Genomic DNA, 23,378 nt, shown 5'->3' with positions numbered 1-23,378 from the left:
CCCGGCGCGGCACTAGGCAAAGGAGGCCATCGGCGCAGGGCGACCCAACAGGTAGCCCTGGCCGTAATCGCACCCCAGCTGCAGCAGCGTCAGCCGCTGCGCCTCGTTCTCGATGCCCTCGCCCACCGTCTCGATGCCCAGCGTGCGCGCCAGCGACAGCACGCCCTGCACCAGCGCGTAGGTGCTCTGGATATCCTGGCCATGCAGGCCGGCGATGAAACTCTGGTCGATCTTCAGCGTGGAAATCGGGAAGCGGTGCAGGTAGGACAGCGCCGAGAAGCCTGTACCGAAATCGTCCAGCTGCACCAGCACCCCGCGATCGCGCAGGTTCTGCAGGATCCGCAGCGTGCGTGGGCCATCGTCGAGCAAGGCCACCTCGGTGATCTCCAACCGCAGCCGGCGCGGATCGGCCCCGGCCGACTCGATCAGGCCGAACAGCCGCGAGGTGAAATCGGCCGAGCGGAAATGCCGCGGTGACACGTTCACCGACAGATAGCCTTCACCGCCGCGCGCCAGTTGCCCGATCACCTCTTCGTACAGCAGCCAGTCCACCTGCTCGATCAGCCCGCTCTCTTCGCCCAGGTCCAGGAACGCGCTGGGCAGCAGCAACCCGCGCCGCTCGTGCTGCCAGCGCAGCAGCGCTTCATAGCCCACCACCTCGCCATCGCCCAGGCGCATGATCGGCTGGTAGTACGGCAGGAAATCACGGTTGATGATCGCCCGGCGCAGGTCGGCCTCCAGGTCCAGGCTGCGCAGTGCTTCCTCGCGCATGGCCTCGTCGAACACCGCGCACCGGTCCTTGCCCTGTGCCTTGGCCCGGTACATCGCCGCGTCGGCGTCACGCACCAGTTCCTCGCCATTGCGGTAACGCGGGTTCCACATCGCGATGCCCAGGCTGCCGGACGGGAACAGCTCGCGCCCCTTCACCCACATCGACTCCTCCAGCGCCACCAGCATGCGTTGCGAGAACTCCAGCGCGGAGGCCAGGCCCTGGTCGCACTGCAGCAGGATCGCGAACTCGTCGCCGCCCAGCCGCGCCACCACGTCCTCGCCGCCCACCATCGAGACGATGCGCTTGGCCACCTCGACCAGCATCTGGTCGCCGGCCGCGTGGCCGATGCTGTCATTGACCAGCTTGAAGCGGTCCAGGTCCAGGAACAGCACCGCGAACGCCGGCCCGCCCGGCTGCCGCGCGCGCTCGATCGCATCCTCCAGCCGGTCCAGCAGGTGCAGCCGGTTGGGCAAACCGGTCAGCGCATCGTGCATGGCCTGGTGGGTCAGCCGCTGCTCGGCGCGCAGCCGCTCACCGATCTGGCCGAGCAGCTTGTCGTTGACCTCGGCCAGCTCGCGGGTGCGTTCCGCCACGCGTTTTTCCAGTTCGGCGTGCGCATTGCGCAACCGCTCCTGGTCGCGCTGGCGGGCCAGACCATTGCCGATGTTCTGCGCCACGAAGGTCAGCAGGCGCTGGTCGTGCAGGGTGAAACTGACCTCGGGCGTGTAGCTCTGCACCACGATCACCCCGACCACGTCGTCATCACTGAGCAGCGGCACGCCCAGCCAGCAATGCGAGCGCGCGCCGAATTCGCGTACCCGACCGGCATCGCGCAGCGCATCGATCTGCCCGCGCGACGCCAGCAGCGGCTGTCGGTTGCGTACCACCAGCTCGGTCAGACCCTTGCTGAACGGACGCGGCGCGCGTGCGGCGTTGTATTCGTCCACCGAGTAGACGAACTCCAGCCCATCGCCACTTTCGTTGACCAGCGCGATGTAGAAGTTGCGTGCATCCAGCAGGGTGCTCACGACCGCGTGCACCTGCACGTAGAACTGCCCCAGATTCTCGGCACTCATCGCCATCTCGGCGATGTTGTACAGCGCCAACTGCAATTTTTCGGCGCGGCGGCGTTCGACCACTTCGTCCTGCAGGCTGCCGTTGGCGCGCTGCAGTTCCAGCGTGCGCCGTTCCACCTGGCGTTCGAGCTGCACCTGCGCCTGGCGCCGGTCCATCGCCGTGAGAATGTGCTGGGCCACATAGCCCAGCAAGGTGCGATCGGCCTCGTTGTAGCGCACGCGTTGCTCGTAGCTCTGCACCACGATCGCGCCGCACACGCGGCCATCGCGCAGCATCGGTACCCCTAGCCAGTCCAGGCTTTCCGGCCCCCGCTGCGGGTCGTACTCATCGTTCATCGCAGCCAACAGTTCGTTGGACGGCCCACTCAACGGCTGCCCGTGGCGCAGCAGCGCGAAGGTCAGGCTGCGCGGCATTTCATGTTCTTCGTAGCTGCGGTCCGGGTCGGCGACGAAATCATCCTGCTGGTCGGCGAAGTACAGGAACCGCACCCGTCGGCGCACATCGTCGTACTCGACGATGAAACAGTTCTGCGCATACATCAGCGAATTCAGCACGCGGTGGAAATGGCGCAGCATCTCGGCCATTTCCAGGTCCGCACCGGCCAGGTCGGCGATCTCATAGAGCGCCTGCTGCAGCCGCTTGGAGTTCTCCAGTGATTTGATCTGCTCGCGCTGCCGGGCCAGTGCCACAGCATCCTGCAGGGTCAGGCGGCCCATCTCCCACCAGGCCGCATCGGCAGTAGCGTCGTCGACACATACCGCGCTCAGCGCCAGCTCGCTGCCCTGGTCCTGCCAGCGCTGCAGCGACACCTGCGCGGCGGTGTCCGCGCCCAGCAGGGCGTCCACCCCGTCGGCAGGATCGCGCGACGGCGGAAACACCTGGCCGCCCTCGCCCAGGCCCGGATCGGACCACGCCAGCGCCACCCGCGCGCCGGGCGGCAGCAGCGCACACAGCGTCTGCGCGAGCGCAGGGGAAACCCCTGCGTCACGCTCCGGATGCCCCGAGGACGTGTCTACCTGACTGGACAACATGTTCATCTCATTCTGGCGCCGGATGCCCGTCGCCTCCCCTGTCCCCCGAGCATAGCGCGCGTACCGGGGGGCAATGGAAGACCGGCAACCCCGATCATCGCCGATGGACGTTGAAGAAGGTGTGCCTACCCTTGTTGCCAGCGTGTCGTCGCCTGCCCTGCCGCCCCCCGTGAGCGGCTATGCGGAATGCCGCCCAGCGCTTACTCTGTGCGCCGTGGACGCCGCTGCCCTGCCAACCGACGAGTCGCTGATGCTGGCCTGGGCCAGTGGCGACCTGCGCGCGTTCGAAACCCTGTACGGGCGCCACCGCAGCCGCCTGTACAGCTTCCTGCTGCGCCAGCTGCGTGATGGCGCGCTGGCCGATGAGATGTTCCAGGATGTGTGGCAGCGGGTGATCGCCGCACGTGCCGGCTGGCAGCCTGACGCCGCCTTCACCACCTGGTTGTTCCGCATCGCCCACAATCGTCTCAACGACCACTGGCGTGCGGCGCGGCATCGGCCTGCGGCACCCGGCGATGCCGACGAGCGCGTGGCGCGGATGAGCGACAGCCGCACGCCAGAAACCCAGTTGTCCGAATTCGAACAGCGCCGCCGCCTGCAACTGGCCATGGAACAGCTGCCCGAGGAGCAGCGTGAAGTGCTGCAGCTGCGACTGGAGCAGGAGCTGAGCCTGGAAGACATCGCCCAGATCACCGGCGTCGGCCGGGAGACCGTCAAGTCGCGGCTGCGCTACGCGATGGACAAGCTGCGCGCGGGAATGAACGAATGAACGGCCCCGATCCCCTGACCCCGGAAGAACGCGACCTGGCCCGCCTGCTCGGCCGTGCCACGCCGAGCGTGCCGTCCGCCGCGCTGGATGATGCGGTGCTGGCGGCGGCACGTGCCGCCGTGCAGAGCCCGACGCCCGTGCAGGACGCCGCAGCCGCCGCCGTGGCGGAGGCCAGCCCACGCGCGCGGCGGCCGCGCTCGCGATTGCCGGCGATGCTGGGCGTCGCCGCTTCTGTCGTGTTCGCAGTCGGTATTGCCTGGCAGCTGAAGCCGGACGCACCGCAGATTCCAAGTGCGGCCGAGCAGGCGTCGCCGGCGGCGGCAGCGCCCGATGCTCCCGCTGCGGCGGCCGAAGCGGCCGCTACGGCCACCGCCGAACGCGCCGCATCCGCCAAGGACAGTGCGCCCGCCCGGCCCTGGGCCGCACCGCCACCGCCGTCGCCCATGGCCGCGCCCACCCCGCCGGCACTGCAGCCGCCCAAGCCCGCACCGGTGGCGGCACCGGTGCGGCCCGCACCGCCCGCGCCAGCGGCGGCACCTCCCGCGCCGCAGGCCGCCCAGGCGTACGCCATGGATTCGGTCGCTGCGCCCGCCGCCGCACCGGAGCCGGTCACCACCACCGGCGCCCCACTCCAGGAGAGCGCACGGGCCAAGTCCAGCAACAGCATGGCCGCGCCCGTGGCCGGCGAGCTGATGCGCAGCAGCGGTGCACCGGGTGTGATGCGGCGCGCCCAACGCAGCACTGCCGAAGAAGTCTCCGCTGTCGCCGCCGATGCGGTCAGCGCCGACACGCTCAGCGCTGAAGTCGAGGCCGATGCCGCGCTGCCACGCAAGCAGTGGATCAAACGCATCCGCGAACGCCGCGATGCCGGTGACCGCGACACCGCGCGTGCCAGCCTGGAGCGCTACCTGCAGCAGTACCCGGAAGTGCGCATACCGCACGATCTGCGCCAGCTGCTGGACAACTGACCCGCACCGGAATCGGGCAGGCCCACTAGAATGGTGGGAATGCCCGATACGCTCGCCACCCCTGCCAGCCACAGCCTGGAGATCAAGCACAGCCGCTTCATCGCGCACGCTGCGCCGATCGCCGATGCGGCCGCCGCCCTGACCTTCCTGCAGCAGGTGGCCGTCGCCGATGCCACCCATAACTGCTGGGCCTACCGTTACGGCAACGAATACCGCTCCAGTGATGATGGCGAGCCCGCCGGCACCGCCGGTCGACCGATCCTGGCCGCGATCGACGGCCAGGGCTTCGACCGGGTGATGGTGGTGGTGATCCGCTGGTATGGCGGCATCAAACTGGGGGCCGGTGGTCTGGTCCGTGCCTATGGCGGCACCGCCGCCGAATGCCTGCGTACGGCCCCACGGCTGCCGCTGATCGCCTTGGCCGAGCTGGACATCCACGCCGCCTTCGAAGACCTGGGCGCGCTGCACGCCGCACTGGCCGGGCACGGCGCCGAGAAGCGCGCCGAAACCTTCACCGCCGCCGGGGTCGAACTGCAGGTGCGTTTGCCTGCCGATCAGGTCGACCCATTGAAAAGCCGCCTGCGCGACGCCACCCGTGATCGTATCCGCATTGAACTGCACACTGACCCTGGCCCCCTGAATGACTGACAGCCCCACCACCCCGCCCCCTTCGCTGCGCCGGCTTGGCAGCCTGGGCACGCTGTGGCCGTTCGTGCGTCGTCATTCCGGGCTGTTCAGCGCCTGGCTGGTGGCGTTGGTGGTGTCCTCGGCGGCCACGCTGAGCCTGCCGCCGGCGGTCAAGCAGATGATCGACCACGGCTTCAACAGCAATGGCCAGATCAACCGCGCCTTCGCCCTGCTGTTCCTGGTTGCGGTGGTGATGGCACTGGCCACCGCCGCGCGCTTCTTCTTTGTCTCGCTGCTGGGCGAAAAAGTCGTCGCCGACCTGCGCAGCCGGCTGTATACGCACCTGATCACGCTGGGCGCGGGTTTCCATGACCGCAGCCGCAGCGGCGAGCTGGTGTCACGGCTCACTGCCGACAGCGAGCTGCTGCGCAGCGTGATCGGCTCGACCATGTCGGTGGCCCTGCGCAGCAGCGTCACGGTGGTCGGCAGCCTGGTGATGCTGTTCGTGACCAGCCCGCGGCTGGCGGTGTGGTCGTTGGTCGGCATTCCGCTGGCGGTGCTGCCGGTGATCATCGGTGCACGCCGGCTGCGCAATATCGCGCGCGCCAGCCAGGACCGGGTAGCCGACGCCAACAGCCTGGCTGCCGAAACGCTGGGCGCGGTACGCACGGTGCAGGCGCATGCGCGCGAACCGTATGAACGCGGCCGTTTCAATGCGGCGCTGGGCGAGTCGATCCGTGCCGCCCGCCGTCGCATCGGTGCCCAGTCGATCGTGACTGCCACTGCGATCGTGCTGGTGTTCGGTGCCATCGTCGGCGTGCTGTGGCTGGGCGCACACGATGTCATCGACCGCCGCATGAGCGCCGGTACGCTCGGTCAGTTCGTGTTGTATGCGCTGATCGGCGGTGGTTCGGTCGGCGCCCTGGCCGAAGTCTGGAACGAACTGCAGCGCGCCTCCGGCGGTATGGGGCGGATCGCCGAACTGTTGCAGGAAGACATCGAGATCACCGCCCCGGCCAACCCACAGCCGCTGCCGCAGCCCCTGCGCGGCGAGATCCGTTTTGAAGACGTGGTCTTCCATTACCCGCAGCGCCCGGATACCGCCGCGCTGGCGCAATTCAACCTGCACGTGCGCCCAGGCGAGACCGTGGCGCTGGTGGGGCCTTCCGGCGCTGGCAAGAGCACGGTGCTGTCGATGCTGCTGCGCTTCCACGATCCGGCGGCCGGCCGCATCCTGGTCGATGGCGTGGATGTGCGCCAGGTGGATCCGGCGCAGCTGCGTGCACAGATGGCGCTGGTGCCGCAGCAACCGACGCTGTTTGCCAGCACGGCACTGGAGAACATCCGTTATGGGCGGTTGGAAGCCAGCGATGAAGAGGTACAGCGCGCGGCAGAAGCGGCCGAGGCCGATGAGTTCCTGCAGGCGCTGCCGGACGGTTACCTGAGCGAGCTGGGCGAACGCGGCGCGCGTCTGTCCGGTGGCCAGCAGCAGCGCATCGCGATTGCGCGTGCGCTGCTGAAGGACGCACCGATCCTGCTGCTGGACGAAGCCACGAGCGCACTCGATGCGCAGAGCGAACGTGCGGTGCAGCAGGCGCTGGAGCGGTTGATGGCGGGGCGGACGACGCTGGTGATCGCGCACCGCCTGGCGACCGTGCTGAAGGCCGACCGGATCGTGGTGATGGACCACGGCCGGATCATCGCGCAGGGCACGCATGAGGAGTTGTTGGCCGAAGGTGGGCTGTATGCGGAGCTGGCGAAACTGCAGTTCATCGATTGATGACGCACCGCTAACGTGCGGCGTTGCATGGTGCGGGCGTCCCAGGCCCGCGCTGCTGCAGGAGGTTCGTGATGTCGTTCCGACAGTTCCCCGCCACCGATGCCAACGGTGAGAGCTACGTGATCATCGAATTCAAAGCCGAGCGGCAAGGCAACACTGAACGTGCGGCCGAGCCCGCGCCGCGTTACGAGCTGGCCGATGGCCGGCACCTGGACCGCGAGGGCCGCCAGTTCCGCACGCGCGGCGGCGAGCTCACGCTCAGCACCTGATCGGTGCTTGCCCGGCGCAGATCAAAGACAACGCGTCACTTGCTGTCTGCCGCTCACGGAATAACGGTAGAGCCGGCCGCTGGCCGGCTGCGCCGATCGGGTAGAGCCGCGCCATGCGTGGCTGCCTTTTCCGCCAGCGCAGACCCCCACAAAAAATAATCTCAGATCCCCTGGTCATTTTCTGACCAACAATCTTGACAGCGATATACCGCAACGGCTGCGCGCGGTTATCCACATGTTTGTGCGCCACTCATCCACACCCCCTGTGGATGAATACGCACCTCCGCGACTCAGCGGGCCAGAACCCGGCCGATGCCGGAGGCGTCGATTTCACGCGCGGCCTGCTGCATCGCCAGAGCATCGCTGCCGGCGACGAAGCCGAGCCGGAAGTGCACTTCACCGGCAGGGGTGCGCGAGGAATGGATCGAGGCCAGGCTGACGCCGTGCCGTTCGAACACGTTCAGCAGTTCACGCAGGGAGCCGGGACGGTCTTCGGGCAGGTGCACGCTGATCGCGTTGCGTTCGGTCAGGTCGGCGAGCAGGTAGCCGACCCGTTCGAAGCTGTAGTTGCCGTCGGCCAGCACGCGCTCGCCCAGCGCATCACGATTGTCGGCGAGCAGGTGCTGGCGGAACGCCGCGCGCGCGGTGTCGTCGCCCTGTGCCACCTGCGCGCGCAGCTGCTGCAGTTGTGCGAGCAGGCGGTCCAGCATGGGCGCGACATGCGGGTTGCCGAACTGGATGTCTTCGTAGATGGCCGGGTTCAAGGACAGGATCCGCGCGATGATCGCAGTGTCCAGCTCGAAGGACGCCGAGCGGTACGGCATCAGCTCGGTGAGCGTACCCAGCAGCGGTGCGTACTCGCGCAGCACGCCGGCCTGGGCCAGGTGGGTGGCGTGCACCATCGCCTGCACCAGCGCCATCACCTGGTCGTGGTGCTCGGGCGTGGCCTGCACGCATTCGGCTTCCAGGGCGCTGCACAACTGCTGCACCCACGGCTGCCAGCGCGACAAGCGTGCCTCGCAGACCACCATCACCCGCCCCTTCAGGGTGGGCGCCTTGGGCGGTGCGGTCATCGGATGCAGGCCGACCACCTCGGCCTGCGAGGTCAGCATCGCGGCCACCGGTGCGCTTTTGACCGAGGTGACGTCCAGCCACAGTCGTCCGGCTTCGCGCCCCGCCGAGCGGCGCACATAATCGGCGATCAGTGCCGGGGTATGGCGGATCGGGGCGGAGAACACCAGCACGTCGGCACGTTCGAGCAGGGTCTCCGGATCCTCGGAGTGCGGGTCGGCCGGATCATGGCCAATGACCTGCAGGCCCATCCGCTGCTGCAGGAAGCCGCGCAGCCAGCGCCCGTAGGCACCGGCGCTGCCGACGATGCCAACGACAACCGGTGCTGCACTCACGCCAGCCGCTCGGGAACGAAGCGACGCGGCAGGGCCAGTGCGGCCGGCGCGGCGGCCAGCACATCGAACTCTTCGTGGCCGTTGGCCAGGGTGGTTTCCAGCGCGACGTGCACGCCGGCGATCGCGCGCGAGATGGCCTGTTCGAACGATTCACCGCGCAGCAGGAACGCCACCAGCAGCGACATCAACACATCGCCGGTACCGGCCACGTCCACCGGCAGGTGCGGCGAGGACCAGCGCCAGATCGCCTCGCGGCTGACCGCCAGGGTGACCAGCTGGCCGGGCTCGCCACCGACACTGTGAGCAAGCACCCACTGCGGCCCACGCGCGAGCAGCGCCTGCGCGGCGGCGATGGCATCGCCCTCTTCCAGGCTGGGCATGCCGGTGAGACGGCCCAGCTCGAATGCGTTCGGGGTGACCAGCCAGGCATGCGGCAGCAGCCGTTCGGCAAACACGGCTTCCAGCCCCGGTTCCACGTAAGGGCCGGTATGGGTATCGCCGATGACCGGGTCCAGGCAGTAGCGCAGCTGCGGCGAGGCCGGCAGTACGTCATCGAGCCAATCGGCGAAGGCCGCGCCATTGCCGACGCTGCCGAAATAGCCGGATACCAGCATCCGCGCCCGCTGCGGCAGGCCGCGTTCGCTGGCCCCCAGCAGGAGTTCGGCGAACCAGTCGGCGGGCAGCACGCGGCCGCGCGTAGTCGGGTAGAACGGCGCATTGCTCAGCAGCGTGGTGGGCACTTCGGCCACGCGTACGCCCAGCGCGCGCAACGGCGGCACCGCGGCACTGTTGCCGGCATAGCCGTAGACCAGCTGCGACTGTACCGAGATGACGTCGACCGGCGACGGACCGTCCGGGCGCTGGCGGCGCCCGTGGACCAGGTGGCTTTCGAGGGATTCGTTCATGCCGACATTTTACGCCTGCCAACCCGAACGGCGCAGAGTGCGGGTAGCGCCGCCCTGCGTCGGACAAGAGATGGTTCTATCAACAAAAGCGGATTCGCTCTGGGTGTGAGGCGAGCGGTGGGCTTTTCGCGCAGACGGGAGAAAGCCCAAAAAAAGGCCCCCTGTCGCCAGAGGGCCTTCGTTACATCGCTTGAATCGCGTACAGCTTACGAGGTCATGCGGTCCCAGAACCCCTTCACGCCGTCGATGAACGTCGCCGACTTCGGCGAGTGCTTGCGCGCTTCGTCGCCGGTGAAGGTGGTTTCAAACTGCTCGAGCAGCTTGCGCTGTTCGGGGGTCAGGTTGACCGGGGTTTCCACCACGACGCGGCAGTACAGATCGCCCTCGCTGCGGCTGCGCACCGAGCGCACGCCCTTGCCGCGCATCCGGAACAGCTTGCCGGTCTGGGTTTCGGCCGGGATGCGGATTTCCGCATAACCGCCCAGCGTGGCCACGCGCACGGTGTCGCCCAGCGCGGCCTGCGAGATCCGGATCGGCACTTCGCAGTGCAGGTCGTCGCCGTCGCGCTGGAAGATGGCGTGCTCGCGCACCCGCACTTCCACATACAGATCGCCCGCCGGAGTACCGGCCGGACCCGCCTCGCCCTCACCGGACAGGCGGATGCGGTCGCCGCTGTCGACGCCCGCAGGCACCTTCACCGACAACACCTTGTCTTCCTCGACACGGCCATTGCCGTGGCACGTCTTGCAGGGGTTCTGGACGATTTTGCCGCGGCCGTTGCAGTTGTGGCAGGCCTGCTGCATGGCGAAGATGCCGCGCTGGATGCGCACCTGGCCATGGCCCTTGCACACGGTGCAGGTCTCGACCTTGCCGTCTTCCGAACCGCTGCCGTTGCAGTCGTCGCACTCGGCCAGGGTCGGAATCTCGATGCGGCGCTCCACGCCCATCACCGCCTCTTCCAGGTCCAGCTCCATCACGTAGCCGATATCGGCCCCGCGACGCGCCTGGCGCTGGCCACCACCACCGCTGCCACCTCCGAAGATGTTGCCGAAGATATCGCCGAAAATATCGTTCATGTCCGGGCCGCCGGGGCCACCACCGCCGCCGCCCATGCCGTGCTCGAACGCAGCATGGCCGTGGGCGTCGTACATGCGCCGCTTGTTGCTGTCGGACAGGGTTTCGTACGCTTCCTTGCACTCCTTGAAGGAGGCTTCGGCCGCGTTGTCGCCCGGATTGCGGTCCGGGTGGAACTTCATCGCGCAACGGCGATAGGACTTCTTCAGTTCTTCGTCGTTGGCGGTGCGGGACACGCCCAGCACTTCGTAATAATCGCGCTTGCTCATAACTTGAATCGGTATCCGGCAGTCGGGATGCGTCCCCGACAAACCGTGTTACGGCTGCCAGGATCTACGGGGGATACGACAACGGGACGTTGCCTGTGCAACGTCCCGTGTCGGGTCCGGATCAGGACTTCTTGTCGTCCTTGACTTCGGTGAACTCGGCGTCGACCACATCGTCGTGCGCGCCGTTGTTGGCACCGGCGTCCGGGCCCGGAGCGGCACCGCCCTGCTCGGCCGCAGCCGAAGCGGCGAACAGCGCCTGGCCGGCCTCTTCCAGTACCTTCGACTTGGCTTCGATCTGTGCCTTGTCGTCGCCCTTCATCGCGGTTTCCAGGTCGGCCAGGGCCGACTCCACCTTGCCGATCACATCGCCACCGACCTTGCTGCCGTGCTCGTTGATCGCGGTACGGGTACCGTGGATCAGCGCGTCAGCCTGGTTGCGGGCCTGGACCAGCTCATGGAACTTCTTGTCTTCTTCGCGGTTGGCTTCGGCGTCGGCGACCATGCGCGCGATCTCGTCCTCGGACAGACCCGAACCGGCCTTGATCTCGACCTTCTGTTCCTTGTTGGTCTTCTTGTCCTTGGCCGACACGTGCAGGATGCCGTTGGCGTCGATGTCGAAGGACACTTCCACCTGCGGCAGGCCGCGCGGCGACGGCTCGATGCCGGACAGGTCGAACTTGGCCAGCGACTTGTTGAAGCGGGCCTGTTCGCGCTCACCCTGCAGCACGTGCACGGTCACGGCCGACTGGTTGTCCTCGGCGGTGGAGAACACCTGCGAGGCCTTGGTCGGGATGGTGGTGTTCTTCTCGATGATCTTGGTGAACACGCCACCCATGGTTTCGATACCCAGCGACAGCGGGGTCACGTCCAGCAGCAGCACGTCCTTGACGTCGCCGCCCAGCACGCCGCCCTGGATCGCAGCACCCAGTGCCACGGCTTCGTCCGGGTTGACGTCCTTGCGCGGTTCCTTGCCGAAGAACTCGGTGACAGCCTGCTGCACCTTCGGCATGCGGGTCTGACCACCGACCAGGATCACTTCGTTGATGTCGCTCGAACGCAGGCCGGCATCGTTCAACGCGACGCGGCACGGCTCGATCGACTTCTTGATCAGGTCTTCCACCAGCGCTTCCAGCTTGGCGCGGGTCAGCTTGATGTTCAGGTGCTTCGGGCCCGACGCGTCGGCGGTGACGTACGGCAGGTTCACTTCGGTCTGCTGGCTGGTGGACAGCTCGATCTTGGCGCGCTCGGCGGCGTCCTTCAGGCGCTGCAGGGCCAACGGATCCTTGCGCAGGTCGATGCCCTGGTCCTTGTTGAACTCGTCGACGAGGTACTCGATGACGCGGTTGTCGAAATCTTCGCCGCCCAGGAAGGTGTCGCCGTTGGTGGCCAGCACTTCGAACTGCTTCTCACCGTCGACGTTGGCGATCTCGATCACCGACACGTCGAAGGTGCCGCCGCCCAGGTCGTACACCACGATCTTGCGATCCTTGTTGTCGCCCTTGTCCAGGCCATAGGCCAGCGCGGCCGCGGTCGGCTCGTTGATGATGCGCTTGACTTCCAGGCCGGCGATGCGGCCGGCGTCCTTGGTCGCCTGGCGCTGGCTGTCGTTGAAGTAGGCCGGCACGGTGATCACCGCCTCGGTGACGGTCTCACCCAGGAAGGCTTCGGCGGTCTTCTTCATCTTCTCCAGCACGCGGGCGGAGATTTCCTGCGGCGCCATCTTCTTCGCGTCGCTGGTCTGCACCCAGGCATCGCCATTGTCGTGGGCCAGGATGCCGTAAGGCACGTGCGCGATGTCCTTCTGGACTTCAGCGTCGGTGAACTTGCGGCCGATCAGGCGCTTGACGGCGTAGAAGGTGTTCTTCGGGTTGGTGACGGCCTGGCGCTTGGCCGAGGCGCCCACCAGCACTTCGCCGTCCTTGGTGTAGGCGACGATCGAAGGCGTGGTGCGGTCACCTTCCGAATTCTCGATGACGCGGGCCTTGCCGCCGTCCATGATCGCCACACACGAGTTGGTGGTGCCGAGGTCGATACCAATGATCTTGCCCATGAGGGAGACTCCTGAAAATTTGGGGAACATCCGGCAGCTGCCGGGTTATGAATGGGATGTGGGGGATGGCGGGAACACATTCAAGCCATCCGCCGAACACTGTGTCCGGTGGCGGCGCAACGCGTTCAGCGTCGCGCCAGCCCGGCCGCCCGGGTCAATCGCGGGCGACGACGACCAGCGCCGGGCGCAGCAGGCGGTCGTTGAGCAGGTAGCCCTTCTGGAACACCTGGACCACGCTGCCGGGCGCCGCGCCGGGCGCGTCGACCTGGCTGATGGCCTGGTGGTGTTCCGGGTTGAAGGTCTGGCCGGTCGGGTCGAGCAGGGTCAGGCCATTGTCGGCGGCGACCTTGAGCAGCTGCTTGTAGGTCAGCTCCAGGCCTTCGCGCAGCGGGCTCGGCTCGCTGCCGGCGGCATTCAGGCCGGCGTCGAGGCTGTCGAACACCGGCAGCAGCTCGCCCAGCAGCTTTTCGTTGGCGAAGCGGCGCGCCTGTTCCACGTCGCGGGCCACGCGCTTGCGCTGGTTGTCCAGGTCGGCGCGCTCGCGCAGCGACTCGGCCTTGAGCAGCGCCAGCTCGTTATGCAGGGCATCGTACTGCTGCTGCAGGGAATCGGCCGAGGCCTGGGCGGCGTCCGGCTGCTGGGATGCGATATCAGACTGGTCTTGGTTCATTTCCGGATCCTTGGCGGTGACTCCCCGCCTCCACCCACCCCTATATGGGCGTGGCCTCCGGTTTCAAGAGCTTCGGGACAATTCAGGCCTTGTCGCGGGACAATCCTGCCCCGCCCGGCGAGCCCAGCGCAGCCCCCAGCACCTGGGCGGTAGCCTCCACCAGCGGGATCATGCGGTCGTAGGCCATCCGCTTGGGCCCGATCACCCCCAGCACGCCCAGCACCTGGCCATCGGCCGAGTACGGCGCGGTCACCAGCGATACGCCCTCCAGCGGCATCACCCCGGTCTCCTCGCCGATGAAGATGCGCACGCCCGGGGCCTGGATGGTGCGTTCGAGCAGCTGCAGGATCTCGCGCTTGCTGGCGAAGACCTCGAACAGCTCGCGCAGGCGCTCCAGGTCGGACAGGTCCTGCACGCCCATCAACCGGGTCGCCCCGGCCAGCACCATGTCATCGGCCGGCGGCACCATGGCCTGCTCGGCCAGCTCGATGCTGTGAGCCAGCAGCTGTTCCATTTCCGACTGCGCATCGCGCAGCTCCAGCAGCAGCCGCGCGCGGATCTCGGCCAGCGGCCGCCCGGCGCAGTTCGCGTTGAGGTAGTTGGCCACCTGTTCCAGCTCGCCCGGCTCGAAGCTGCGGCGCGGCTCGATCACCCGGTTCTGCACCTCGTTGTCGGCGAACACCAGGATCGCCAACACCCGGCGCGCGTCCAGGGCCACGAAATCGATATGGCGGAACGCGAACTGCTCCCGACGTGGCGCACTGACCACGCCAACGAAGTGGCTCATCGCCGAGAGCAGCTCCGAGGCGCTGCCCAGCAGGGCCTGGGTGCCGCTGCCGGTGGCCAGCTCGCTGCGCAGCCGGCTCAGGTCACCCTCCCCCGGCGGCTGCATCTTGACCAGGCTGTCCACGAACACCCGGTAGCCATGCGCGGTCGGTACCCGCCCGGCCGAGGTATGCGGCGAACTGAGCAGGCCGAGGTCTTCCAGGTCGCCCAGGATGTTGCGGATGGTGGCCGGGCTGACATCCAGCCCAGCCAGCCGCGCCAGGGTCTGCGAGCCGACCGGCTCGCCGTCCTGGATGTGGCGCGCGATCAGGGTCCGCAACAAGTGGCGGGCGCGTGGCGCAAGATGGGTGGCGGAAGGGTGCATGGAATCAGCCTGTGAGACGCCACCTTAGATAATGGCTGTCGGGGCCGATGGCAAGCCATTGGAGCATCCCCTCGCCCATGCTAGCGTTGCGCGGCTCGAGAACCCAAGAACATGCTCAGACATCTATCGATCAAGGATTTTGCCGTCGTCCGCGCTACCGAACTGGAATTCGGCGCGGGCATGACCGTGGTTTCCGGCGAGACCGGCGCAGGCAAGTCGCTGATGGTCGACGCGCTCGGCTTCCTGTCCGGACTGCGCGCCGACAGCGGCGTGGTCCGCCACGGCGCCGCTCGTGCCGAACTGTCGGCCGAGTTCGCCCCCGTCGGCGACGCCCCGGCGTGGCGCTGGCTGCGCGAGAACGAACTCGACGACGACGACCAGTGCCAATTGCGCCGGGTGATCCGCGCCGACGGCGGTTCGCGCGCCTGGATCAACGGCCGCCCGGTCACCCTGGGCCAGCTGACCGAACTGGCCGCGATGCTGGTGGAGATCCACGGCCAGCACGAACAGCAGGCGCTGTTGTCGCGGCCCTCGCAGCTTTCGCTGCTGGACGCCTACGCGCGCAACGATACCGAGCGCGGCCAGGTCCGCCAGGCCGCCGCGCGCTGGCAGGCGCTGGTGGACGAAGCCGAGGCGCTGTCGCGCCAGGGCGACGTCAGCGACCGCATCGGTTTCCTGGAACACCAGCTCGGCGAACTGCAGCGCGAGGACCTCGAACCGGCCTCGATCACCCAGCTCGGCAGCAGCCACCGCCGCCAGGCCCATGCCAGCGCGCTGATCAGCGCCTGCGACGTGGCCGCCAGCCGGCTCAACGGCGATGACGACGTCTCGGTGCTGCAGTTGCTGCAGCAGACCCGCCACGAGCTGTCGCGGGTGGCCGAACACGACAGCCGGCTCGGCGAGGTCGATGCCCTGCTCGACAGCGCCGCCATCCAGCTGCACGAAGCCCTGTCGCTGCTGGATCGGGTCCACGACGACCTGGATGCCGACCCGGAGCAGTTCGAGGACATCGAACGCCGGCTCGGCCGCCTGCACGACCTCGCGCGCAAGCACCGGGTCCCGATGGAGGCCCTCGGCGAGCAGCGCGATGCAATGGAAGCCGAAGTGGAACAGCTGCGCGGCGCCGACACCCGCCTGCAGGCCCTGGCCGGGGAAATCGACCGCGCTGCCGGCCAGTGGCAGGCCGTGGCCGCCACGCTCAGCGCCAGCCGCCGCACCGCCGCGGCCGAGCTGTCGCACACCACCACCACCCTGATCGGCGAGCTGGGCATGGGCGGTGGCCAGTTCCTGATCGAGATCGAGCCGCAGGCCGTGGCCAAGCCCGACCCGAACGGCGCCGAGCGGGTCGAGTTCCTGGTCGCCGCCAATGCCGGGCAGCCCCCGCGCGCGCTGCGCAAGGTGGCCTCCGGCGGTGAGCTGTCACGGATCTCGCTGGCGATCGAAGTCGCCGCGCTGGGCCTGGACGCGGTGCCGACCATGGTCTTCGACGAAGTGGATTCGGGCATCGGCGGCGCCGTGGCCGACATCGTCGGGCAGAAGCTGCGCGCCCTGGGCGAGAAGCGTCAGGTGCTGTGCGTCACCCACCTGCCCCAGGTCGCCTCCAAGGGCCACGCGCACTACCGGGTCAGCAAGGCCCCGGTAGATGGCATGACCCAGAGCGCGGTGGAGAAGCTGGACCTGAAGGCGCGCGAGGAAGAACTCGCCCGCATGCTGGGCGGCGTGGAAGTGAGCAAGGAAGCCCGCGCGGCCGCGCGCAAACTGCTGCAGGTCTGAGGCCTCCGTGATCGGGTAGTGCCGGCCGCTGGCCGGCTCCCCGCCGGAACCGGCGCCTGGCGCTGAAAACAAAAACCCCGGGCATGCCCGGGGTTTTTTGATCGCATCCGGGCCGCCAGCGGCCCGTTACCGGCGCTTCTTGCGCACGTAGAGCACCAGCGAGTGCTCTTCCAGCTCGTAGCCGTGATCGGTGGCGATCTTGCGCTGCAGCTCCTCGATCTCGTGGCTTTCGAACTCGATGATCTTGCCCGAGTCCACATCGACCATATGGTCGTGGTGGCCGCCGCGGTCGAGCTCGTAGACGGCCTGGCCGCCTTCGAAATTGTGCTTCAGCACCAGGCCGGCGGCCTCGAACTGGGTCAGCACCCGGTACACCGTGGCCAGGCCGATCTCATCCCCGTGCTCCAGCAACTGGCGGTAGATGTCTTCGGCGGTCATGTGGTGCTGGGCGGTGCGCTGCTCGAGCAGGGCCAGGATCCGCATCCGCGGATGGGTCACCTTCAAGCCGACTTTGCGCAGGTCGTGGGTTTCCATAGTTCTCCGTTCATTGGCGATTTAGCGCCAGCTGCCTCGGATTGGGTCGCGGCGACGCGTCGTGAGTGTATCATCGACTGGATTTCCCCAAACGCCATTCCCGATGCGCAAACTCCTGCTGGTCGCCGCCGTTGCCCTGTCCACCACGGGCTGCGGCATCATCTATAAGCAACCCATCTATCAGGGCAACCTGATCCGGGAGCAGGCCGTCGGTCAGCTGCAGGTGGGCCAAAGCAAGCAGCAGGTCAACGCGCTGCTTGGCACCCCCTCGATCCCGGACCCGTTCCACGCACAGCGCTGGGACTACACCGCCAGCCAGCGCGTGAACCGGCTGGGCAATACCGAAGTGAAGAACTTCACGGTGTTCTTCGAGAACGACCTGGTCACCCGTTGGGATGGCGAGTACTTCCCGAACCAGGACGCCGACCTTGCCAAGACCAGCGTGCGCCAGTTCGGCCGCAACCTGGCCAAGGACAAGAAGAAGCAGCGCGGCCGCTGAGGCCTGGCCCCCTGGTTCAGCTGCCGGCGCGAGCGCGCCGGCGGCGGTTGTCCTTGGGGTCGGCAACCAGCGGGCGCAGCAGTTCCACCCGGTCCCCGTCACGCAGCACCTGCGCCAGCGGGGCCAATACGCCGTGCACGGACACCGCCGGGCAATCGGCAGCGTCCTCGATCGCGGCGGCGGCCATGGCCTCGGCCACGGTGGTCCCTTCGGGCAGTTGCAGCCGGCAGGACTGGACCCGGTCCGGCCAGGCCAGCAGCACCTCGACCTCGATCACGGGTCAGTCCTCCGCATCGGCGACGCGGACGAAATCATTGACCATGCGGTCGGCCAGGCCCTGGAAGCCCAGCGCCAGCGCCGGACCGAGCAGGCGTGAGGTCGGCTCGAACTCCAGGGTCAGGCTGACCTTGCAGGCATCCTCGGCCAGCACGTGAAATTCCCAACGCCCGTGCAGGCGCTTGAACGGCCCATCGCGCAGCTGCATATCGATGCTGTGCGGACGTTGCAGGGTGTTTTCGGTCATGAACCAGGTCGAGAACGAACCCAACCCCAGGTCCAACCGCGCCACCAGCCGGTCCGGGCCGGATTCCAGGATCTGCGACGCCGAGCACCAGCGGAACCGGCGCGGATAGGCATCAATATCATTGACCAGGTCGAACATGCGGGCAGCCGAATGTTCGACCAGGGCACTACGGCGGATAGTTGGCATACGGCACTACTGTTTGCGGATGAATCGACCGGGATGGCCCGAATCGGAGACAATACGGAAATGAGCAAGAACAGCGGCAAGGATAAAGCAAAGGACGCGACGGCCAACAAAACCATCGCGCTCAACAAGCGTGCCCGCCACGAGTACCACATCGAAGATCGCTTCGAAGCCGGCCTGGCCCTGCAGGGCTGGGAGGTCAAGTCGATCCGTGCCGGGCGCGGCAACATCATCGATGCCTACGCCTATGTGCGTGACGGCGAGATCTTCCTGATCGGGGCGCAGATCACCCCGTTGATCCAGGCTTCCAGCCACGTGGTGGCCGAAGACCGGCGCATGCGCAAACTGCTCCTGCACCGCAACGAGATCGACAAGCTGATCGGCAAGGTGCAGCGCGATGGCTACACGATCGTGCCCACCGCGATGTACTGGAGCAAGAACAAGATCAAGCTCGAGATCGCGCTGGCCAAGGGCAAGCAGACCCACGACAAGCGCGATGCCGAGAAGGACCGCGACTGGGCCCGCGAAAAGTCGCGCACCATGCGCCGGCACAACCGCGACGCCTGATGGCCACGCCCCCGCCGCCCCGTATCGATACGGCCAGTGCCGACGACACGGCGGCGGTGTATGCCGGGCTGCGCGCATTCAATCGCGCCGCCTGCGGCAATGCGCTGGACGACCAGCCGTTGAACCGCGTGATCCATGACGAACAGGGGCAGCCGTGTGCCGGCCTGGCCGCCGATGTCTACGGCGGCTGGCTGATGGTGCATGCGTTGTGGGTGGATGAAGGCCAGCGTGGTCGTGGCCTGGGCCACGCCCTGCTCACCGATGCCGAACAGCAGGCGCGTGCGATGGGCGCCCATGCAGTGATGCTCGATACGTTCGACTGGCAGGCCGAAGGCTTCTACCTCAAGCACGGCTATGAGGTGTTTGGCCGGCTGCAGGACTTCCCGCCCGGCCACCAGCGGATCTACCTGCGCAAGCTGCTCTGAGGCTCAGGCCGTCGCCAAGGCATCTGCCGGGCAATACGCGGCATGCAGCGCGGCCAGCACACCCAACGCCGGGCTCTGGGCCAGCGCATAGAAGATGGTCTGCGCCTCGCGCCGGGTCACCACCAACTGCATGCCGCGCAACACCGCCAGGTGCTGCGACAGTGCCGACAGGCCCAGCCCACTGAGCGGCTGCAGCTCGCCCACCGACGCTTCGCCTTCCACCAGGCGGCACAACACGCGCAGCCGTGCCGGATGCGCCAGCGCCTTCAGCAGCGCGGCGGCACGGTCGGCCTGCTCGGCCATGGCCGTGGCGCGCGCCGGGGGAAGATGTACGGAAGACGGGGAATGCATGGCTTGACACTTTATCTCAGAGAGCACTAATTTAGATTTATCTAAATTAAAGTCGTGACCATGCGCCCCCACCTGCTCCCCCGCGCCGGACACCCGGCATGATCCCGCCCGACTGGCCCTCGGCCCTGCTCGGTGGCGTCCTGATCGGAGCGGCAACCACCGCGCTGCTCTGGTGGAACGGGCGTATCGCCGGCATCAGCGGCATCGTCGCCGGCACGCTGTCCTCCCCCCGGGGCGACCGCGCCTGGCGCTGGGCCTTCCTGATCGGCCTGGTCCTGGCCGGTGGCGCCTGGCTGGCGTGGGCACCGGGCGCGGCGGTGCCGCGCACCGACTACCCTCGCCCACTGCTGGTGATCGCCGGCCTGCTGGTCGGGTTCGGCGCGCGCCTGGGCGGCGGCTGTACCAGTGGTCACGGTGTCTGCGGGCTGGCCCGGTTCTCATCGCGCTCGCTGGTCGCGGTCGTAGTGTTCATGGCAACTGCCATGCTCACCACCTACCTGGTGCGGCACGTCGGCGGTGTGGCATGAGCCGTCAACTGCTGGCCGCATTGGCCGCCGGCGCGATGTTCGGGCTTGGCCTGGCCGTCTCGGGCATGACCGACCCACGCCGCATCCAGGGCTTCTTGGACATCACCGGACCGTTCGATCCGCGGCTGTTGTTCGTGCTCGGCGGCGCCGTGCTGACCAGCACCGCGCTGTTCCGCCTGGTACTGCGACAACCGCGCCCGCAACTGGCCGAGCACTTCGTGCTGCCCACCCGCAGCCGTATCGACCGGCGCCTGATCTTCGGCGCCGCCCTGTTCGGGATCGGCTGGGGCCTGGCCGGATACTGCCCGGGCCCGGCACTGGCCGGGCTGGGCATCGCCTCATCCGAGGCGCTGTGGTTCGTGCCGGCCATGCTGTTGGGCATGGCCCTGCAGCGTGGGGGCCGCAAACAGGCACCCCAACAGCCTTAGCCGCGCTGTGAATCCAGCACTTCCTGGTTCAGCGCAACGTCCTGTGCCTTGGCATGGCTTTCAATCAGCAGCTGGTAGGCCGGGAAGATCTGCGTGTAGATCTGCGCCCACTCCGCGGCGTCCTCGCGGTGCCAGGTCTTCTGCAGCTCCGAGGCCACCGCCGCGGTATCCATCGGCACCACGCCCGCCTGCACTACCCGGGCCAGGGTGATTTCCTCGGCCATCTTCGAATACGTGCCCGAGGCATCGATGACAGCGAAGACCTGGTAGCCCTCGGCCACCGCGGCGATCGACGGGAACGCCATGCACACGCTGGTGATGGTGCCGGCGATGATCAGCTGGCGACGGCCGGTGGCCTTTACTGCGGCAACGAACTCCGGGTTGTCCCAGGCGTTGATTTCGCCACGGCGGGCGACGTACTGCGCGTGCGGCGCGTTGGCGCGGATGTCCGGAATCAGCGGGCCGTTCGGCCCCTGCGGTACCGACGCGGTGGTGATCACCGGCATCCCGGTCAGGCTGGCCATCTTCGCCAGCGCCCCGGCGTGGGCGCGCAGCGTGGGCATCGGCATGTCCTTCACGGTCTGGAACAGACCGCTTTGATGATCGATCAGCAACATGGCGGCATTGGCCGGGTCGATGACCGGGGCGCTGCCATTGAAATTGGCGGGTGTGCTCATGAGGGAACTCCTGTCTGGTGGGTGAGGAATCCACGGTATCGGCGAGACGATGGACCCGGTAGACCGCAGGATTTATCCTCACCGTCCCACCTGACGAACGATGGCGGCCGGGCGATGATCGACCTCAACGACCTTTCCTACTACGTCCACGTGGTGGACCACGGCGGTTTCGCCCCGGCCGGGCGCGCCCTGGGCATGCCCAAGTCCAAGCTCAGCCGGCGCATCGCCCTGCTCGAAGAACGCCTCGGCGTGCGCCTGATCCAACGCTCGACCCGACGCTTCTCGGTGACCGAGGTCGGCCAGGACTACTACGCCCACTGCAAGGCCATGCTGGTGGAGGCCGAGGCCGCCGAAGAGGCCATCGCGCTGTCGCGGGCCGAACCGCGCGGCACCGTTCGCATCGCGGTCCCTGTGGCCATCCTGCACGCGCGGATGGGGGTGATGCTGGCCGACTTCCTCGCCGAGCACCCCAAGGTATCGCTGCAGCTGGAGGCCACCAACCGCCGCGTGGACGTGATCGGCGAAGGCCTGGACATCGCTATCCGGGTGCGCCCACCGCCGCTGGAAGACAGCGACCTGGTCGTGCGCACATTGGCCACCCGGCGCTGGTGCATCGCCGCAAGCCCGCTCCTGTTCGCCCACCAGCCCGCCCCTGCCGTGCCGGCCGACCTGGCGCGCTTTCCCAGCGTCGATCTCAGCGCCCCCCAACAGCTGCACAGCTGGCGGCTGACCGCGGCGGACGGCACCGTGGCCCAGCTCAACCACGTGCCACGCCTGGTCAGCGACGACATGATCGCCCTGCGTGCTGCCGCGGTGGCCGGGGTGGGTGTGCTGATGCTGCCGACCATGATGGTCTGCGATGAACTGGCCGACGGCCGGCTGGTGCGGGTGCTGCCCGACTGGGAGCCGCAGCACGGCATCGTGCATGCGGTGTTTCCGTCGCGGCGCGGGCTGCTACCGGCCGTGCGCACGCTGATCGACTACCTGGCCCTGCGCTTCGAGCAGCTGCAGGAAGATTGAGCCGGGCCGCGGCCGTAATGTCCCGCAGCCCGCCGACACCTGTCAGAATCCCCGCTCATTACACAGGCAGGAACGGCGCATGACCCAGGAAATCACTCAGGAAACCGCGCCCGTAGCGGCATCGATCGACGAACTTAAGGCAGATATCGGCGCCTATGAGTCGATTTTCGCCGAACTGACCCGCGCCATGGACCCGGCCGCTCTGACCAAGGTGCTGACCTACCTGCTGCGCAATGCCAGGCGCGACGCCACGGAAAACCAGACCTTTGAGAGCCTGGAGCACCGCCGGTTGATCGCCCGCGCCGAAGCATTGATGGCCCAGGTCGCCCCGGAAGTGCGCAAGCAGGCCATCACCCAGCGCAACGAGCAGAACCACCTGCGCAAGCAGAAGGCCCGTCACCAGGCCGACAGCCGCCGCCAGCAGGAAGGCAAGCGCTGATTCTGCGCGGGCGCAGCAACGGACGTTCGCCGTGCAGGGAAACCTGAATGGACGGCCGGGCCGTTGCGCGAAGCCCGGCCCGAAAGATGACTGTTCACGCGGATTGGCGTAGGATTCGCGATGTCAGGTAGGTTTTTACCTTACAGAACTTGAAGAAACCGGGGGTGCATTGGTTTCGACGGGGGTTGTGAAGTTACTTGGTGCATGCCGAGGGGGCAGCTTTCCTCGTTAATCCAGCAGCAAACTTTTAGTTGCCAACGACGACAACTACGGTTCGAACGACTTCGCAATCGCTGCCTAAAAACAGCTTTAGCGTTTAGTTCTACAGCCGCCTAAGGCGAACCCCCGAACCTACTTGTGCCCGTGCTCGTAGATGTAGGGTCATTATCACGGAACCGGTTGTGATGGCTGCCTGTCAGTCACGACTTAACTAAAGCAGGCTGGTCCTGGGGTGCGCTTTGCACACCGTGCTGCCACAGGATGAGATTCAACGGTGAGCTAAGCATGTAGTACCGGGGATGGAGTGCCTTCGGACGGCGGTTCAATTCCGCCCACCTCCACCATACAACCGGCCCCACGGGGCCGGAAAGAAGCCGGAAGTTCCTGGTGACAGGA

At 67.4% G+C, this 23,378-nt stretch carries 25 protein-coding genes and 1 other RNA gene; 14 read left to right on the top strand and 12 right to left on the bottom strand.

What is annotated here, in order from left to right; all coding sequences use genetic code 11:
• Positions 1-12: 12 nt before the first annotated feature.
• Positions 13-2,880: a bifunctional diguanylate cyclase/phosphodiesterase gene (locus AC3IPM_RS08345; protein WP_489303478.1), complete on the bottom strand. Its 2,868-nt coding sequence runs from the start codon at positions 2,878-2,880 to the stop codon at positions 13-15.
• 250 nt (positions 2,881-3,130) lie between these two features.
• Here AC3IPM_RS08345 and AC3IPM_RS08340 point away from each other — a divergent pair, with 250 nt between their 5' ends.
• The 5 genes from AC3IPM_RS08340 to AC3IPM_RS08320 all read left to right on the top strand — a co-directional run bounded on the left by AC3IPM_RS08340 (position 3,131) and on the right by AC3IPM_RS08320 (position 7,293).
• Positions 3,131-3,649 carry an RNA polymerase sigma factor gene (locus tag AC3IPM_RS08340; RefSeq protein WP_489304050.1) on the top strand — a complete coding sequence of 173 codons (519 nt, stop codon included), beginning with the start codon at positions 3,131-3,133 and terminating at the stop codon, positions 3,647-3,649.
• Positions 3,646-4,617, top strand: a complete 972-nt coding sequence (locus AC3IPM_RS08335; protein WP_489303477.1) for a hypothetical protein — start codon at positions 3,646-3,648, stop codon at positions 4,615-4,617. Before AC3IPM_RS08340 ends, AC3IPM_RS08335 begins: the two co-directional genes overlap by 4 nt.
• Positions 4,618-4,656: 39 nt before the next feature.
• Positions 4,657-5,265 (top strand): IMPACT family protein, encoded by a 609-nt coding sequence (locus AC3IPM_RS08330; protein ID WP_489303476.1) that lies wholly within the window; start codon positions 4,657-4,659, stop codon positions 5,263-5,265.
• A complete protein-coding gene (locus tag AC3IPM_RS08325; protein WP_489303475.1) occupies positions 5,258-7,024 on the top strand; it encodes an ABC transporter transmembrane domain-containing protein in 1,767 nt (588 codons plus the stop codon). The genes AC3IPM_RS08330 and AC3IPM_RS08325 overlap by 8 nt, the downstream gene beginning before the upstream one ends.
• A gap of 71 nt (positions 7,025-7,095) precedes the next feature.
• Entirely contained in the window at positions 7,096-7,293 is a 198-nt protein-coding gene (locus AC3IPM_RS08320; RefSeq protein WP_489303474.1) for a hypothetical protein, read from the top strand.
• A 290-nt stretch (positions 7,294-7,583) separates the two neighbouring features.
• Here the strand turns inward: AC3IPM_RS08320 and AC3IPM_RS08315 are convergent, their stop codons facing one another.
• The 6 genes from AC3IPM_RS08315 to hrcA form a co-directional block, all read right to left on the bottom strand.
• Entirely contained in the window at positions 7,584-8,699 is a 1,116-nt protein-coding gene (locus AC3IPM_RS08315) for a prephenate dehydrogenase (protein WP_489303473.1), read from the bottom strand.
• Positions 8,696-9,604 (bottom strand): pyridoxal kinase, encoded by a 909-nt coding sequence (gene pdxY / locus AC3IPM_RS08310; protein WP_489303472.1) that lies wholly within the window; start codon positions 9,602-9,604, stop codon positions 8,696-8,698. Before pdxY ends, AC3IPM_RS08315 begins: the two co-directional genes overlap by 4 nt.
• A 206-nt stretch (positions 9,605-9,810) precedes the next feature.
• Positions 9,811-10,947 carry a molecular chaperone DnaJ gene (gene dnaJ, locus AC3IPM_RS08305; RefSeq protein ID WP_489303471.1) on the bottom strand — a complete coding sequence of 379 codons (1,137 nt, stop codon included), beginning with the start codon at positions 10,945-10,947 and terminating at the stop codon, positions 9,811-9,813.
• 121 nt (positions 10,948-11,068) lie between these two features.
• Entirely contained in the window at positions 11,069-12,997 is a 1,929-nt protein-coding gene (gene dnaK / locus AC3IPM_RS08300; RefSeq protein WP_489303470.1) for a molecular chaperone DnaK, read from the bottom strand.
• Positions 12,998-13,151: 154 nt separating this feature from the next.
• Positions 13,152-13,667: a nucleotide exchange factor GrpE gene (grpE, locus tag AC3IPM_RS08295; protein ID WP_489303469.1), complete on the bottom strand. Its 516-nt coding sequence runs from the start codon at positions 13,665-13,667 to the stop codon at positions 13,152-13,154.
• A gap of 82 nt (positions 13,668-13,749) precedes the next feature.
• The gene (gene hrcA, locus AC3IPM_RS08290; protein WP_489303468.1) at positions 13,750-14,817 is read right to left on the bottom strand and encodes a heat-inducible transcriptional repressor HrcA; all 1,068 of its coding nucleotides are present in this window, start codon (positions 14,815-14,817) and stop codon (positions 13,750-13,752) included.
• A gap of 111 nt (positions 14,818-14,928) precedes the next feature.
• Here hrcA and recN point away from each other — a divergent pair, with 111 nt between their 5' ends.
• Positions 14,929-16,590: a DNA repair protein RecN gene (gene recN / locus AC3IPM_RS08285; protein ID WP_489303467.1), complete on the top strand. Its 1,662-nt coding sequence runs from the start codon at positions 14,929-14,931 to the stop codon at positions 16,588-16,590.
• A 126-nt stretch (positions 16,591-16,716) separates the two neighbouring features.
• On the opposite strand, the gene fur is transcribed toward recN, so the two are convergent.
• Positions 16,717-17,124 carry a ferric iron uptake transcriptional regulator gene (gene fur, locus AC3IPM_RS08280; protein WP_489303466.1) on the bottom strand — a complete coding sequence of 136 codons (408 nt, stop codon included), beginning with the start codon at positions 17,122-17,124 and terminating at the stop codon, positions 16,717-16,719.
• 103 nt (positions 17,125-17,227) lie between these two features.
• Between fur and AC3IPM_RS08275 the strand changes: the two genes are divergently transcribed.
• On the top strand, positions 17,228-17,623 hold the full coding sequence (locus AC3IPM_RS08275; RefSeq protein ID WP_489303465.1) for an outer membrane protein assembly factor BamE: 396 nt from the start codon (positions 17,228-17,230) through the stop codon (positions 17,621-17,623).
• Positions 17,624-17,639: 16 nt separating this feature from the next.
• On the opposite strand, the gene AC3IPM_RS08270 is transcribed toward AC3IPM_RS08275, so the two are convergent.
• Together AC3IPM_RS08270 and AC3IPM_RS08265 are read right to left on the bottom strand one after the other, a co-directional pair.
• Positions 17,640-17,900, bottom strand: a complete 261-nt coding sequence (locus AC3IPM_RS08270; RefSeq protein WP_489303464.1) for an RnfH family protein — start codon at positions 17,898-17,900, stop codon at positions 17,640-17,642.
• 3 nt (positions 17,901-17,903) lie between these two features.
• Positions 17,904-18,332: a type II toxin-antitoxin system RatA family toxin gene (locus tag AC3IPM_RS08265; protein ID WP_489303463.1), complete on the bottom strand. Its 429-nt coding sequence runs from the start codon at positions 18,330-18,332 to the stop codon at positions 17,904-17,906.
• A 60-nt stretch (positions 18,333-18,392) separates the two neighbouring features.
• Here AC3IPM_RS08265 and smpB point away from each other — a divergent pair, with 60 nt between their 5' ends.
• Entirely contained in the window at positions 18,393-18,896 is a 504-nt protein-coding gene (smpB, locus tag AC3IPM_RS08260) for an SsrA-binding protein SmpB (RefSeq protein ID WP_489303462.1), read from the top strand.
• Complete coding sequence (locus AC3IPM_RS08255; protein WP_489303461.1) at positions 18,896-19,321, top strand: GNAT family N-acetyltransferase; 426 nt, start codon at positions 18,896-18,898, stop codon at positions 19,319-19,321. Before smpB ends, AC3IPM_RS08255 begins: the two co-directional genes overlap by 1 nt.
• 3 nt (positions 19,322-19,324) lie before the next feature.
• Here the strand turns inward: AC3IPM_RS08255 and AC3IPM_RS08250 are convergent, their stop codons facing one another.
• Positions 19,325-19,672: an ArsR/SmtB family transcription factor gene (locus AC3IPM_RS08250; protein WP_489303460.1), complete on the bottom strand. Its 348-nt coding sequence runs from the start codon at positions 19,670-19,672 to the stop codon at positions 19,325-19,327.
• 98 nt (positions 19,673-19,770) lie between these two features.
• Here AC3IPM_RS08250 and AC3IPM_RS08245 point away from each other — a divergent pair, with 98 nt between their 5' ends.
• Positions 19,771-20,199, top strand: coding sequence for a YeeE/YedE family protein (locus AC3IPM_RS08245; RefSeq protein ID WP_489303459.1), 429 nt, complete (start codon positions 19,771-19,773; stop codon positions 20,197-20,199).
• A complete protein-coding gene (locus AC3IPM_RS08240) occupies positions 20,196-20,627 on the top strand; it encodes a DUF6691 family protein (protein WP_489303458.1) in 432 nt (143 codons plus the stop codon). The genes AC3IPM_RS08245 and AC3IPM_RS08240 overlap by 4 nt, the downstream gene beginning before the upstream one ends.
• On the opposite strand, the gene AC3IPM_RS08235 is transcribed toward AC3IPM_RS08240, so the two are convergent.
• A complete protein-coding gene (locus AC3IPM_RS08235) occupies positions 20,624-21,304 on the bottom strand; it encodes an isochorismatase family protein (RefSeq protein WP_489303457.1) in 681 nt (226 codons plus the stop codon). The genes AC3IPM_RS08240 and AC3IPM_RS08235 overlap by 4 nt on opposite strands.
• A 114-nt stretch (positions 21,305-21,418) precedes the next feature.
• On the opposite strand from AC3IPM_RS08235, the gene AC3IPM_RS08230 reads away from it, so the two are divergent.
• From AC3IPM_RS08230 to ssrA, 3 genes are all read left to right on the top strand, one after another.
• Positions 21,419-22,324, top strand: a complete 906-nt coding sequence (locus tag AC3IPM_RS08230) for a LysR family transcriptional regulator (protein WP_489303456.1) — start codon at positions 21,419-21,421, stop codon at positions 22,322-22,324.
• Between the two features lie 79 nt (positions 22,325-22,403).
• A complete protein-coding gene (locus tag AC3IPM_RS08225; protein WP_489303455.1) occupies positions 22,404-22,763 on the top strand; it encodes a hypothetical protein in 360 nt (119 codons plus the stop codon).
• A gap of 160 nt (positions 22,764-22,923) precedes the next feature.
• Positions 22,924-23,326: a transfer-messenger RNA gene (ssrA, locus tag AC3IPM_RS08220) on the top strand.
• The last annotated feature ends 52 nt before the right edge of the window (positions 23,327-23,378 follow it).

It is taken from the genome of Stenotrophomonas sp. GL_111 (genome assembly GCF_057835245.1).
The sequence above is the reverse complement of the archived record's forward strand: the minus strand, read 5'-3'. Positions and strand labels throughout refer to the sequence as shown.

What these genes read in the sequence shown, in the direction of transcription:
- AC3IPM_RS08325 (WP_489303475.1), top strand. Translation starts at nt 5,258, where the DNA reads ATGACTGACAGCCCCACCACCCCGCCCCCTTCGCTGCGCCGGCTTGGC.
- AC3IPM_RS08245 (WP_489303459.1), top strand. Translation starts at nt 19,771, where the DNA reads ATGATCCCGCCCGACTGGCCCTCGGCCCTGCTCGGTGGCGTCCTGATC.
- AC3IPM_RS08235 (WP_489303457.1), bottom strand. Translation starts at nt 21,304, where the DNA reads ATGAGCACACCCGCCAATTTCAATGGCAGCGCCCCGGTCATCGACCCG.
- AC3IPM_RS08275 (WP_489303465.1), top strand. Translation starts at nt 17,228, where the DNA reads ATGCGCAAACTCCTGCTGGTCGCCGCCGTTGCCCTGTCCACCACGGGC.
- AC3IPM_RS08335 (WP_489303477.1), top strand. Translation starts at nt 3,646, where the DNA reads ATGAACGGCCCCGATCCCCTGACCCCGGAAGAACGCGACCTGGCCCGC.
- smpB (WP_489303462.1), top strand. Translation starts at nt 18,393, where the DNA reads ATGAGCAAGAACAGCGGCAAGGATAAAGCAAAGGACGCGACGGCCAAC.
- AC3IPM_RS08240 (WP_489303458.1), top strand. Translation starts at nt 20,196, where the DNA reads ATGAGCCGTCAACTGCTGGCCGCATTGGCCGCCGGCGCGATGTTCGGG.
- AC3IPM_RS08330 (WP_489303476.1), top strand. Translation starts at nt 4,657, where the DNA reads ATGCCCGATACGCTCGCCACCCCTGCCAGCCACAGCCTGGAGATCAAG.
- dnaK (WP_489303470.1), bottom strand. Translation starts at nt 12,997, where the DNA reads ATGGGCAAGATCATTGGTATCGACCTCGGCACCACCAACTCGTGTGTG.
- recN (WP_489303467.1), top strand. Translation starts at nt 14,929, where the DNA reads ATGCTCAGACATCTATCGATCAAGGATTTTGCCGTCGTCCGCGCTACC.
- hrcA (WP_489303468.1), bottom strand. Translation starts at nt 14,817, where the DNA reads ATGCACCCTTCCGCCACCCATCTTGCGCCACGCGCCCGCCACTTGTTG.
- AC3IPM_RS08250 (WP_489303460.1), bottom strand. Translation starts at nt 19,672, where the DNA reads ATGCATTCCCCGTCTTCCGTACATCTTCCCCCGGCGCGCGCCACGGCC.
- AC3IPM_RS08255 (WP_489303461.1), top strand. Translation starts at nt 18,896, where the DNA reads ATGGCCACGCCCCCGCCGCCCCGTATCGATACGGCCAGTGCCGACGAC.
- AC3IPM_RS08340 (WP_489304050.1), top strand. Translation starts at nt 3,131, where the DNA reads ATGCTGGCCTGGGCCAGTGGCGACCTGCGCGCGTTCGAAACCCTGTAC.
- AC3IPM_RS08230 (WP_489303456.1), top strand. Translation starts at nt 21,419, where the DNA reads ATGATCGACCTCAACGACCTTTCCTACTACGTCCACGTGGTGGACCAC.
- AC3IPM_RS08225 (WP_489303455.1), top strand. Translation starts at nt 22,404, where the DNA reads ATGACCCAGGAAATCACTCAGGAAACCGCGCCCGTAGCGGCATCGATC.
- grpE (WP_489303469.1), bottom strand. Translation starts at nt 13,667, where the DNA reads ATGAACCAAGACCAGTCTGATATCGCATCCCAGCAGCCGGACGCCGCC.
- AC3IPM_RS08320 (WP_489303474.1), top strand. Translation starts at nt 7,096, where the DNA reads ATGTCGTTCCGACAGTTCCCCGCCACCGATGCCAACGGTGAGAGCTAC.
- dnaJ (WP_489303471.1), bottom strand. Translation starts at nt 10,947, where the DNA reads ATGAGCAAGCGCGATTATTACGAAGTGCTGGGCGTGTCCCGCACCGCC.
- AC3IPM_RS08345 (WP_489303478.1), bottom strand. Translation starts at nt 2,880, where the DNA reads ATGTTGTCCAGTCAGGTAGACACGTCCTCGGGGCATCCGGAGCGTGAC.
- fur (WP_489303466.1), bottom strand. Translation starts at nt 17,124, where the DNA reads ATGGAAACCCACGACCTGCGCAAAGTCGGCTTGAAGGTGACCCATCCG.
- AC3IPM_RS08265 (WP_489303463.1), bottom strand. Translation starts at nt 18,332, where the DNA reads ATGCCAACTATCCGCCGTAGTGCCCTGGTCGAACATTCGGCTGCCCGC.
- pdxY (WP_489303472.1), bottom strand. Translation starts at nt 9,604, where the DNA reads ATGAACGAATCCCTCGAAAGCCACCTGGTCCACGGGCGCCGCCAGCGC.